The following is a 12,700-nucleotide window of genomic DNA, read 5'->3' on the forward strand; positions in this document are numbered from 1 at the left end:
ATAGGAATCCGGGCGATTATCCGTGAGCCAGGCGATGCAGGGAAGCGTGGTGTTGCGCGAGAGTGCGCGGTCCCTGTAGGAGCGGCCTTGTGCCGCGAAAGGGCCGCAAAGCGGCCCCGGCGATCCTTGCTTGAACGCTGAAATCCTGGGGCTGCTACGCAGCCCATTCGCGGCACAAGGCCGCTCCTACAGCTACAGCACCGACTTGCGCGCCTTGGCCATCGCCGCCAGGCGCACCGCCACATTGGCCGCGCCATACCCGGCGTAACCGCCCTTGCGCTGCAGGATCTCGAAGAAGAAGCGCCCCTCGAACGGTTCGGTGTACACATGGAACAGCTCGCCGCCCTGGGCATCGCGGTCGTACAGCACGTTGTAGTACGCCAGCTCGCTGAGGAACTCGTCATCGAAGTCGAAGCGCGCCGCCAGGTCGTCGTAGTAGTTCAGCGGGATCTCCAGCAACGGCACGCCGGCCTCCTTGGCCCTGGCCACCTCGCGGAAGATATCGTCGCAGTCGAAGGCGACATGGTGCACGCCCGAGCCGCGATAACTGTCCAGGGCATGGGCGATGGCGGTGTTGCGGTTCTCCGAAATGTTCAACGGCAGGCGCAGGCTGCCGCACTGACTGCGCAGGGCACGGCTCTTGACCAGGCCATAGGGGTCGGGCAGCACCACCTCGTCGTCGGCGGTGAAATCGAACAGGCTCTTGTAGAACAGCACCCAGCTGTCCAGCGCCTCGGCCGGCAGCGCCAGGGCCATGTGGTCGATGCGCTTGAGCCCGCCGCTGGCCTGGGCGTTCCGGTCCAGGTGGAAGTCGGTGTCGTAGAGGGTCGGGCCATCGCTGTCCGGCTCTACCAGGTACAACAGACTGCCGTCGGGGGCGCGCACCGCCGGGATCTCGCGCTCATTGGGGCCGACCAGGCCACGGAACGGCTGGCCACGGTAGGCGGTGGCGCGCCGCAGCGCGGCCTGGCCGTCGTTCACCCGCAGGGCCGTGGCGCACAACGACGGGCCATGGGCCTCGAAGAAGTTGTGGGCGAACGAGTAAGGCTCGGCGTTGAGCACGATATTGATATCGCCCTGGCGCAACAGGCGCACCGCCTTGCTGCGGTGTTCGCCGACCTCGGCGAAGCCCAGGCGCTTGAGCCACACGCCCAGGCGCGCGCCTACCGCCTCGTCGACGGCGAATTCAAGGAACTCCACACCGTCGTAGCGGCTCGCGGGCGGCGGCGCGAACAGCACGCCAGGCTCGGCAGCCCGCGCCTCACGTTCCAGCTGAAGGCGAGTCTTCTCCTCCAGATACAGCAGCGAACGCAAGCCGTCGGCGGCATTCTGCCGGGGCGGTGCCGCACGGAAACCGTCGTTGAAGATCTCCAGCGACAGCGGACCGCGATAGCCGGTGGCCAGAATCGGCGCGAGGAAACCCGCCAGGTCCATCTCGCCCTGCCCCGGGAAGCAGCGGAAGTGGCGACTCCACTCCAGCACGTCCATGGCCAGGATCGGTGCGTCGGCCATCTGCACGAAGAAGATCTTCTCGCCAGGGATATCGCGGATGCCGCTGGGATCACCCTTGACCGACAGGGTGTGGAAGCTGTCGAGGATCACCCCCAGCGCCGGATGATCCGCCTGGCGCACCAGGCTCCACACCTGCTGCCAGGTGTTGACGTGGCGGCCCCAGGCCAAGGCCTCGTAGCCGATGCGCAGGCCGCGGTCACCAGCGTGCTCGGCGAGCAGGCGCAGGTCGTCCACCAGCAGTTGCTCATCGCCCAGGGCGTCGGGCTGGACGTTGCTGCACACCAGCACCAGGTCGGTGCCCAGCTCCTGCATCAGGTCGAACTTGCGCTCGGCGCGGTCGAGGTTCTTGTGCAGGCGGTCGCGGCGGCAGCCTTCAAAGTCGCGAAACGGTTGGAACAGGGTGATCGCCAACCCCAGGTCCGCGCAAAGCTGGCGGATCTCGCGGGGGCTGCCGGCGTAGTACAGCAGGTCGTTCTCGAAGATCTCGACGCCGTCGAAACCCGCGGCGGCGATGGCTTCGAGTTTTTCCGGCAGGGTGCCGCTCAAGGAAACGGTGGCGATCGAACGGTGCATGGCGGGTGTTCCTTGTTATTGAGGGAGGCCTGGGCAGGTCCGGCCCTTTCGCGGGCAAGCCCGCTCCCACAGGTGTTGCGTTGTTCCCTGTAGGAGCGGGCTTGCCCCGCGAAAGGGCCAGTCCCGACAGCATCTGTCTGGCACGATCGATTATTCGCAGGTAAAGTCGCCCCGGCAACGCACTTTGTACGAAACAGTTAGTTTTCGTTCGATTACCGAACAAAACCCGTTCCGGCGAATTGATTCACCCACCCCCGTGAACAACCATGAACACCAGTCGCAGGCCCCGCCGGCCCTTCTCGCTGCCACGCCGGTCGTTCGGCGGGCCACGCGCTGCAACGCCCAACGTCACCACATAATAAGTTCAAGAAAACGGGTACCGACCTATGCATACCTTGCTCGCCCTGCGATCCGCGCCGCCGCGTTCGTCTTCTCCCTACAGCCCCGTTGCCGTGCCCCGCGCGCGCTGACCATCCGGCCCCTGACAAGAACAACGGAGACAACATGGCCCGCTCAAGCTCCCAAGCCAAGAAAGCCACCGCCAGCGGATGGATCGGCTCTGCCCTCGAGTACTACGACTTCTTCATCTACGCCCAGGCCGCGGCGCTGATCTTCCCGCAGATCTTCTTCCCCTCCGCCGACCCGAAAATGGCCATCATCGCCTCGCTGGCCACCTACGGCGTGGGTTACCTGGCGCGCCCGATCGGCGCCTGCGTGCTCGGCCACTGGGGCGACACTCGCGGGCGCAAGAACGTGCTGCTGCTGTGCATGTTCCTGATGGGCCTGTCGACCATGGCCGTGGGCCTGCTGCCCACCTACCACGACATCGGCCTGCTGGCCCCGGCGCTGCTGGTGGTGCTGCGCCTGGTCCAGGGCTTCGCCGTGGCCGGCGAAATCTCCGGAGCCAGCTCGATGATCATGGAGCACGCGCCGTTCGGCCGCCGCGGCTACTACGCCAGCTACACCCTGCAAGGCGTGCAGGCCGGCCAGGTGATGGCGGCGGCGGTGTTCCTGCCGCTGGCCTACTTCATGCCCAGCGAGGCCTTCAACGAGTGGGGCTGGCGCATCCCGTTCCTGATGAGCGCGGTAGTGCTGATCGCCGGTTTCATCATCCGCAAGGAAGTGCACGAGACCCCGGCTTTCGTCCAGGAGGAGAAACAGGACAAGGTCGCCAAGTCGCCGATCGGCGAAGCCTTCCGCCACAGCTGGAAGCACATGGTGCTGGTGATGTTCATGGCGCTGATGAACGTGATTCCGGTGGTCGCCACCATCTTCGGCGCGGCCTACGCGGTGCAGCCGGCCTACGGCATCGGCTTCGACAAGAGCGTGTACCTGTGGATCCCGGTGGTGGGCAACATCGTCGCGGTGCTGGTGATCCCCTTCGTCGGCAACCTGTCCGATCGGATCGGCCGTCGCCCGACCATGATCGCCGGCTGCCTGGGCTCGGGCCTGCTGGCCTTCGCCTACCTGTACGCGATCAGCATCCAGAACGTGCCGCTGGCCTTTACCGCTTCGATCCTGATGTGGGGCATGGTCTACCAGGGCTACAACGCGGTGTTCCCAAGCTTCTACCCCGAGCTGTTCCACACCCGCTACCGCGTCTCGGCCATGGCCATCGCGCAGAACATCGGCACCATGATCACCGCCATGCTGCCGGCGCTGTTCGCCGCCGTGGCGCCACCGGGTTCGGAGCATATCTGGCTGGTGGTCGGCGGGCTGGCGTTCCTGGTCACCTGCGTGTGCGCGTTCGCCGCGTACCTGGCGCCGGAGACCCATCGACTGGCCATGGAAGACCTGGGCAACCCACAGGCGCGGCCGATGGATCGCGAGGTCTATGAATCCGGCCGCAAGGCCACCGCGAAAGTGATGAGCCACTGAGGGCCCGGCCAGTCACCTGACATTATTGCCAGGTGACTGGTATTTCACAAACTGCTCTGCTGTGGGCGAGGGTTAAACCACAGGAGCAATCCGATGAAAGTGCGCAATTGGAAAACAGCGTGGGCGGGGGTATTACTGGCGATGGTCACGGTAATTTCCGCGCAAGCGGCCACGCCACTGTTTACTGTAGAAACCGGGCAGGATACCGCCCAGTTGAAGAAGACCGCGACAGGTTACCTGGCCAGGTTGTTAGCTGAACCTGCCAACGTCGAGATCAAGCTGGTCAAGGTGGATGCGAAGTTGGTCAATCCACAGACTCAGGCTATCGCCGTCTCGACACCTGATGGCAAAACCGTAGAGTTCCACTTGCGCCCCTCCAAGCCCCTGGCCAGCGGATTTGACAGTTGGGTAGGTTACAAGGCCTCCGAGTGGAAGAAAAAACACGCCAGCCAAGCGAAGAACGAAATCGATTACGATCCGCGCTACTATCTTTCCCTTGTACGCCAACAGGACAAGGTCGTCGGTAGGCTGATCGTCGATGGGCAGCTCTATCGTCTTGACTACATAGGCCCTGGCCAGCACGCACTGATCAAGGTGGATGAGTCGAAACTGCCTGCGGAAGCCAGGCCGTTACGGGACACAGACGCCACTGACAAGATCACCCCGTCCGACAACGCCAAACGGCCTGACTTCTACGAGATAAATGTGCTGCTGGTATCAACCAAGCCCGTTCGCGAGAGTAAGCCAAACTATAAGGAAGAATTGATTGGTGCCTTGCAGGATGCCAACCAGTACTTCGTCAATAGCAAGATCAAAGTCATCTATTACCTTGCCGCTATCTACGACTCCAACTACGAAGGCGACGGTAGTGACCTGAACGAGCTGAAAAGCAAGGACACCGAGCTGGGCAAGATGGTCTGGAAATACCGCGGCGCGCTGGGCGCACACCTGGTCTCGCTGTATGGCACCTTCACCGAGTCCTGTGGGGTCGCGTACAGCTGGTCGACCAAGGAGACCGCGTACAGCGCCATCAGTTGCCCTTCGTCACTGGCCCATGTACTTGGCCAGAACTATGGTGGCACCGTTGGCTGGGACCCCGCGCCTACCAATCCACTCAACCATGGCTACAAACGCGAGACCGCCCCCGAGTTCCATACCCAGATGGTCACCGCCCACGGCGCCCTGCCCAACTTCTCCAACCCCAGGGTGGAATATCAGGGCAAGCCCATGGGGGACGCGCTGCATGACATGGCGCAGTTCATTGAGGACAAGAGGGCCGAGTATGTGAGCAGTTTCTACGGCCCGCTCAATGCACTCAGTCTGTCGTTATATGAACAAACGGACTCCCAGGGAGAGAAATGCTACCTTCAGATTCGTTCCGGGCAACCAGTGAATATTTCCAGCGCGTGCAATGAGCAACCTGTGCGGTCCTTCTGGCTGACCAATATCGGCATCGCACAGCGCCTTTGCCTCTATGACGGACCAGGAGAACGTCATGTGTGCTACACGAGAACCGCCGAAGGTGCAGATGATGTCGAGGTCAAGAATATTGACGACTCAAAAGATGTACCCGCAGGCTACATTCGTGAGCAGAAAGGCGGAGCACTGAATGGCGCCGTTGTAGATGCCCTGCATGGAGGTAATGCTGTCCTGCTGTTTGCTGAGAAAAACTTCAAAAGCCCGATGTGTGGCTTTAGCACTTCCTTTGCCGAATACCTGATCACTGAAGAAGTAGGCTGCCCTCACGACGCGGGCGGCAAGGCACGTTCAGCGCGAATCTTCTCGCATTCAGCAGGCAGCCCCCCCACTAGCTATTGGACGTTCTATAACGAAGACCGTAGCCGGACATTGAATTTCAAAGGTCAGCTATACGGTAAATTCGGGATAGCCGACTTCGATTCCCCCAACGGTATTCCAAACACTATCGAGAGGACTCAGACAGGCGGTGCCATGAACGGTAATGTTCACCGCTTCAGGTTCAATATTTCTCCACCCAATTAAACGGAGTTCGAACCCGCCAAGTCATTGAAGGCGGTGGGGTCGCTACACGGCTCCCTGCCTTCAATCAGGCAACCGATACCGCTCGGTAAAATACTGCCGAAAGAACTCCACCGCCACCCGCACCTTGGCCGAGCCGGCCAAGGGCGCGGTGTACACCGCCCAGATGTCCGCCGCCTGCTGGTAGTCCGGCAGCACCTGCACCAGCCGCCCCTCGGCGATGCTGTCGTGCACGTCCCACCACGAGCGCAGCAGGATGCCACGCCCGTCCAGGCACCACTGGTGCGCCACCTCGCCATGGTTGCTCGACAGCCCGCCGGTCACCCGCACGCTCTCCTCGCCCTGCGGCCCTTCCAGGTGCCATAGCCCGAACGGGTGGTCACGCTCCTTGATCACCAGGCAGTCATGGCTGGCCAGGTCCGCCAGCACCCGCGGCGTGCCATGCTCGGCCAGGTACGCAGGCGCCGCGCACAACACCCGACGGTTGCGCGCCAGGGGCTTGGCGATCAGGTGCGGGGCGATCACGTTACCCACGCGGATATCCAGGTCGACGCCTTCGGCGATCAAGTCCACCAGGCGGTCGTGCACATCCAGGCGGATGTCCAGGCGCGGATAGCGCGCCGCCAGTTCCGACAGCGCCGGCGCCACGAAGCGTCGGCCCAGGCCAAGGCTGCTGGCGATACGCAACTGCCCGACCGGCTCGCGCTGGCCGGCGTTGAGGTCGTCGCCCATGCGTTGCAGGGTCTCGAAGATCTGCTGCGCCCACTGGTACACCCGCTCGCCCTCCTCGCTCACCGTCACCCGCCGGGTGGTGCGGTGTAGCAGGCGCACGCCGAGGCTGTCCTCCAACAGGCGGATGCGCTTGCTGACGAACGCCGCCGACATGCCGCGCTCGTCGGCCACCGCGGCAAAGCTGGCGCGACGGGCCACCTGCAGGAAGATATCGAGGTCATCCAGGTTCGGCAGATTATTCACGATTCGTGCACCAAGAATTGATAGATTGCCGGATTATCTCCGAAGCACAGCCTTATAGCATGGCCGCATCTTCCCTGAACACGAGAGGCGCCCCATGACCAAGACCTTCAAGATCGCCGCCATCCCCGGTGACGGCATCGGCAACGAAGTCCTCCCCGAAGGCCTGCGCGTGGTCGAGGCCGCCGCCCGCAAGCACGGGCTGAACCTTGAGTTCGAGTTCTTCGAGTGGGCCAGCTGCGACTACTACCTGGCCCACGGCAAGATGATGCCCGACGACTGGTTCGACCAGCTCAAGGGCTTCGACGCCCTGTACTTCGGCGCCGTCGGCTGGCCGGACAAGGTCCCGGACCATATCTCGCTGTGGGGTTCGCTGCTGAAATTCCGCCGCGATTTCGACCAGTACGTGAACATCCGCCCGGTACGCCTGTTCCCCGGCGTGCCCTGCCCGCTGGCGAACAAGCAGCCCGGCGACATCGACTTCGTGGTGATCCGCGAGAACACCGAAGGTGAATATTCGTCCCTGGGCGGGCGCATGTTCGAAGGCACCGACAACGAGTTCGTGCTGCAGGAGTCGGTGTTCACCCGCCGTGGCGTGGACCGCATCCTCAAGTACGCCTTCGACGTGGCCCAGACCCGCGAGCGCAAGCACGTCACCTCGGCGACCAAGTCCAACGGCATGGCCGTGAGCATGCCCTACTGGGACGAGCGCACCGCCGCCATGGCCGCCCACTACCCCGAGATCAGCTGGGACAAGCAGCACATCGACATTCTCTGCGCCCGTTTCGTGCTGCAGCCGGAGCGCTTCGACGTGGTGGTGGCCTCCAACCTGTTCGGCGACATCCTCTCGGACCTCGGCCCGGCCTGCGCCGGCACCATCGGCATCGCGCCGTCGGCCAACCTCAACCCCGAGCGCAAGTTCCCGTCGCTGTTCGAGCCGGTGCACGGTTCGGCGCCGGACATCCATGGCCAGAACATTGCCAACCCGATCGCGATGATCTGGTCCGGCGCGCTGATGCTCGAGTTCCTCGGCCAGGCCGACAATGACGCCCGCTACCAGGCGGCCCATGACGACATCCTCAAGGCCATCGAGACAGTGATCGCCAACGGCGACACCACCCGCGACATGGGCGGCAGCCGCTCGACCCAGGAAGTGGGCAAGGCCATTGCCGAGCTGCTCGGGGCCTGAGTCGGCGTCAGGTCATCGCGGGGCAAGCCCGCTCCTACAAAGAAGCAATGCGTCTTTCCGTGCGTGGGAGCGGGCTTGCCCCGCGATAGCGCCAGCCCAGACAACACCCAACCATCCGGATTGTCCGACGATCCTATTGCCACCCACTTCGATTCAATGCAGAATCTGTAAACCAAAAGATACTTGTTATCCATCGGTTAACAGAAAGGAAAACCCAGCCTCGATACGGACTTCCCCAACGCCTGACGCCTACTACAAAAAAAATGCTCCAGGAGACAATTGATGTCCCCCAATAACAAAAAGATCGACGTGTTCCTGATCGCCGTGAGCCTGTTGGCCGTGCTGCTCACCGTGATCGGCCTTGCTGCCTTCCCCGCCCAGGCCGAAAGCCTGGCCAACCAGCTGTTCGAGGTGGCCACCCGCACCTTCGGCACCAGCGTCCAGGTCCTGGTGTTCGGCAGTTCCCTGGCCGTGCTGTACCTGGCCTTCAGCAAGTACGGCAACATCCGCCTGGGCGCCGGCAAGCCGGAGTACTCCACCACCACCTGGGTGTTCATGTTCATCTGCGCCGGCATGGGTTCCTCGACCCTGTACTGGGGCGTGATGGAGTGGGCCTACTACTACCAGACCCCGGGCCTGAACATCGCGCCGATGTCGGCCAAGGCCCTGGAGTACAGCGTCAGCTACTCGTTCTTCCACTGGGGCATCAGCGCCTGGTCGATCTACGCCCTGGCCTCGCTGGCCATGGCCTATCACTTCCATGTGCGCAAGAAGAGCGGCCTGAACCTGGCCTCGATCATCGAGGCGGTCACCGGCTTCAAGGCCACCGGCCCCGTCGGGCGCGCCGTCGACCTGATCTTCCTGCTGACCATGATGGGCGCGCTGACCGTGTCGCTGGCGCTCACCGCCTCGACCCTGACCCGTGGCCTTGCCGACCTGGCCGGCACCCCCAACACCTTCACCGTGCAACTGCTGGTGATCGGCGCGGTGGCGCTGCTGTTCTCGCTGAGTTCGTACATCGGCATCGACGGCGGCCTGCAGCGCCTGTCGAAGATGGTCTGCATCGGCGCCCTGGTGTTCGCCGCCATCGTCCTGCTGGTCGGCCCGACCCAGTTCACCCTGAACAACACCGCCAATTCCATCGGCCTGATGCTGCAACATTACGTGCAGATGAGCCTGTTCACCGACCCGGCCGGCGATGGCGCCTTCACCCGCAACTGGACGGTGTTCTACTGGCTGTGGTGGGTGTCCTACGCGCCGGGCGTGGCCATGTTCGTCGCCCGCGTCTCGCGTGGCCGGCTGATCAAGGAAGTGGTGTTCGCCCTGCTGCTGGGCGGCAGCTTCGGTTGCTGGTTCTTCTTCGGCGCGCTGGAAAGCTACAGCATGCACCAGTTCATCAACGGCCAGATCGACGTGCCCAAGCTGCTCGGCACCCTCGGTGGCGAAGCGGCGGTGACCGATCTCTTGCTGGCCCTGCCATGGGGCACGCTGTTCCTCGCCGCGTACCTGTTCATCATGGCGGTGTTCTGCGCCTCGCACATGGACGCCGCCGCCTACGCCGTGGCCGCCACCAGCACCCGCAACCTGCGCGAGGGCGAGGACCCGAGCCCGACCCTGCGTCTGTTCTGGTGCGTGGTACTGACCCTGGTGCCGCTGGCCATGCTGTTCGCCAAGGCCTCGCTGTCGACCATGAAGACCGCCGTGGTGCTCACCGCGATCCCGTTCATGGTGATCCTGCTGGTGAAGATCTACGGCTTCTTCAAGTGGCTGGCGGCCGACTACGGCCAGGTGCCGGCGTACCGCATCGAGGAAGAGGCCACCCGCCTGGCCGGCGAAGAGCCGCAGCAGCAGGCGCCGCGCAGCGCAGCGGCGGTGCACTGACCATGTAGGAGCGGCCTTGTGCCGCGAAAGGGGCGCGAAGCGGCCCCCAGGATCTGGGGTCTACCTCGGATTAGCAGGGGCTGCTGCGCAGCCCTTTCGCGGCACAAGGCCGCTCCTACAGGAAGCAGCGTCACGCAGCAGTACAAAAAAATTTACCCAGCTTGTTAACCACCAGATACGCGTTAACCAATAAGAACAGAGATAGAGCCATGAACGATTTCAAACGCCTGCCCGCCGACTTCTGCGCCAACCCCGAAGAGGCCTTCACCCTCCCGGCAAAGTTCTACACCCAGGCCGCCGTCTTCGAGCACGAGAAGGAAGCGATCTTCGCCCGCAGCTGGATCTGCGTCGGCCACCGCAGCGAAGTCGCCGAAAAAAACGCCTACATCACCCGCCAGGTGATCGGTGAGAGCATCATCGTCGTGCGTGGCCGCGACGACGTGCTGCGCGCGTTCTACAACGTCTGCCCGCACCGCGGCCACCAGCTGCTCGAAGGCAGCGGCAAGGCCAAGAACGTCATCACCTGCCCGTACCACGCCTGGACCTTCAAGCTCGACGGCGAACTGGCCCACGCGCGCAACTGCGAGAACGTGGCCAACTTCGACAAGGACAACTCCACCCTGGTGCAGCTGCGCGTCGAAGAGTACGCCGGCTTCATCTTCATCAACATGGACAACGACGCCGGTTCCGTCGAAGACCAGCTGCCCGGCATGCAAAAACGCATGCGCGAGGCCTGCGCGGTGATCGACGACCTGCACCTGGCCGCACGCTTCGTCAGCGACACCCCGGCCAACTGGAAGTCGATCGTCGACAACTACCTCGAGTGCTACCACTGCGCCCCGGCCCACCCCGGCTTCTCCGACTCGGTGGACGTCGGCCAGTACAGCCATAGCCTGCACGGCAACTGGACCTTGCAGTACGGCCTGGCCAAGCCGTCGGAGCAGTCGTTCAAGTTCGATGAAACGGTCAAGGATCCGTCCTTCGCCGGCTTCTGGGCCTGGCCGTGCACCATGTTCAACGTACCGCCAGGGGCCAACTTCATGACCGTGATCTACGAGTTCCCGGTCGATGCCGAAACCACCCTGCAGCACTACGACATCTACTTCCTCAACAAGGACCTCAGCGAGGAGCAGCACAAGCTGATCGACTGGTACCGCGAGGTGTTCCGTCCCGAGGACCTGCGCCTGGTCGAGAGCGTGCAGAAGGGCCTGAAGTCCCGCGGCTACCGCGGCCAGGGCCGGATCATGGTCGATTCGCAGCGCAGCGGCGTGAGCGAGCACGGCATCGCCCACTTCCACAACCTGATCGCCGTCGCCCACCTGGACGACTGAACACGCTCCCCGCCCCGCGCCAGGGCCTGGCGCGGGGCTTCGTTGTCGAGGTACGCCATGGCCAAGCAATACGAAATGTTCAAGGTGCGCGTGACCGACGTGGAACAGGCCACGCCGCAGATCAAGCGCTTCACCCTGGCCCGCGCCGACGGCGCCGCCCTGCCCGCCTTCAGCGGCGGCAGCCACGTTATCGTGCAGATGCAGTCGGCCTGCGGCAGCCAGTTCAGCAATGCCTACTCGCTGATGAGCGACCCGCGCCAGTTGCACAGCTACCAGATCGGCGTGCGCCTGGAGGAGCAGTCCAAGGGCGGTTCGGCGTTCATGCACCAGCAGGTCGAGGTGGGCAGCGAGCTGACCATTTCCACCCCCAACAACCTGTTCGCCCTCGACCCCAAGGCGGGACGTCACGTGCTGATCGCCGGCGGCATCGGCATCACCCCGTTCCTGGCGCAGTTGCACGAGCTCGAAGGCAGCACTACCCCCTACGAGCTGCACTACGCCTTCCGCGCCCCCGAGCACGGCGCCTTCCAGGGCGACCTGGCGCAAGGCCCGCATGCTGGCAACACCCGCTTCTATATCGACAGCCTGGAGCGCAAGCTCGACCTCGCCGCGCTGTGCGCGGGGCTGGCCGATGACGCCCATCTCTATGTGTGCGGGCCCAAGCCGCTGATCGACGCGGTGATCGCCAGCGCCGCCGCCGCCGGCATCGCCGAGCCCCGCGTGCATTGGGAACAGTTCGCCGCCGCCGCGCCGGCCGCAGGCTCGGCGTTCACCGTGGTACTGGCGCGCTCCGGCACTGAACTGGAAGTCGAGCAAGGCATGACCATTCTCCAGGCCATCGAGAAATCCAAGGCCGCCAAGGTCGAGTGCCTGTGCCGCGAAGGCGTGTGCGGCACCTGCGAGACGGCGATCCTCGAAGGCGAAGCCGAGCATTTCGACCAGTACCTGAGCGACGAGGAGAAAGCCTCGCAGCAGACCATGATGCTGTGCGTCTCGCGGGCGCGCTCGGCGCGGTTGGTGCTGGATCTCTGAACCTTGGCGGCGGATCGCCTGCCCGCGCGGATTCGCCGGTGAGATGTAACTGAATAGTGCCAATAAGCGCTGAAAAGGAAAATCAGAGAAACGTCCTACGCGGATTTGGGAAGCCCTGTCGACCACCCAGAATCCGTTCCTCGCTAGTGTTTCAGGTCTGCGTAACGTCGCCCGTGGCTGGCTGCAACAGCCAGCCATGGGCCTGCACGACGGTACGGCCATTGCCAGCGAGGACCTTATGCGAAATTCCCCCGGAACACTTCAGCAGGTAATCAACAGCCCCGACGAGGCTCTCGGCCATCAGCTCGACAAACCGGCCATCCAGCACGACTGC

The 12,700-nt window shown here is 63.6% G+C and carries 9 protein-coding genes; 6 read left to right on the plus strand and 3 right to left on the minus strand.

The features are described 5' to 3' along the window. Positions 1–192: 192 nt before the first annotated feature. Positions 193–2,085, minus strand: a complete 1,893-nt coding sequence (quiC, locus tag NMG10_RS16255; protein ID WP_232857437.1) for a 3-dehydroshikimate dehydratase QuiC — start codon at positions 2,083–2,085, stop codon at positions 193–195. Positions 2,086–2,589: 504 nt separating this feature from the next. Here quiC and NMG10_RS16260 point away from each other — a divergent pair. Together NMG10_RS16260 and NMG10_RS16265 are read left to right on the plus strand one after the other, a co-directional pair. After that, positions 2,590–3,963, plus strand: coding sequence for an MFS transporter (locus NMG10_RS16260; protein WP_254464714.1), 1,374 nt, complete (start codon positions 2,590–2,592; stop codon positions 3,961–3,963). 93 nt (positions 3,964–4,056) lie between these two features. Then, positions 4,057–5,964: a hypothetical protein gene (locus tag NMG10_RS16265; protein ID WP_254464715.1), complete on the plus strand. Its 1,908-nt coding sequence runs from the start codon at positions 4,057–4,059 to the stop codon at positions 5,962–5,964. A 60-nt stretch (positions 5,965–6,024) separates the two neighbouring features. On the opposite strand, the gene NMG10_RS16270 is transcribed toward NMG10_RS16265, so the two are convergent. After that, entirely contained in the window at positions 6,025–6,936 is a 912-nt protein-coding gene (locus NMG10_RS16270; protein WP_203647171.1) for a LysR substrate-binding domain-containing protein, read from the minus strand. 94 nt (positions 6,937–7,030) lie between these two features. Between NMG10_RS16270 and NMG10_RS16275 the strand changes: the two genes are divergently transcribed. The 4 genes from NMG10_RS16275 to NMG10_RS16290 all read left to right on the plus strand — a co-directional run bounded on the left by NMG10_RS16275 (position 7,031) and on the right by NMG10_RS16290 (position 12,366). Next, complete coding sequence (locus tag NMG10_RS16275) at positions 7,031–8,122, plus strand: tartrate dehydrogenase (RefSeq protein WP_234562408.1); 1,092 nt, start codon at positions 7,031–7,033, stop codon at positions 8,120–8,122. A gap of 282 nt (positions 8,123–8,404) precedes the next feature. Then, the gene (locus NMG10_RS16280) at positions 8,405–10,003 is read left to right on the plus strand and encodes a BCCT family transporter (RefSeq protein WP_198744704.1); all 1,599 of its coding nucleotides are present in this window, start codon (positions 8,405–8,407) and stop codon (positions 10,001–10,003) included. Between the two features lie 209 nt (positions 10,004–10,212). Then, entirely contained in the window at positions 10,213–11,334 is a 1,122-nt protein-coding gene (locus NMG10_RS16285; RefSeq protein WP_050706148.1) for an aromatic ring-hydroxylating dioxygenase subunit alpha, read from the plus strand. A 57-nt stretch (positions 11,335–11,391) separates the two neighbouring features. Beyond that, complete coding sequence (locus tag NMG10_RS16290; protein WP_254464716.1) at positions 11,392–12,366, plus strand: PDR/VanB family oxidoreductase; 975 nt, start codon at positions 11,392–11,394, stop codon at positions 12,364–12,366. A gap of 151 nt (positions 12,367–12,517) precedes the next feature. Here NMG10_RS16290 and NMG10_RS16295 read toward each other — a convergent pair. Then, the coding region (locus tag NMG10_RS16295; protein WP_254464717.1) for a hypothetical protein at positions 12,518–12,700 on the minus strand (183 nt) is incomplete at its 5' end.

This window comes from Pseudomonas sp. DVZ6 (assembly GCF_024259445.1).
GTDB classification, from domain to species: domain Bacteria; phylum Pseudomonadota; class Gammaproteobacteria; order Pseudomonadales; family Pseudomonadaceae; genus Aquipseudomonas; species Aquipseudomonas peradeniyensis.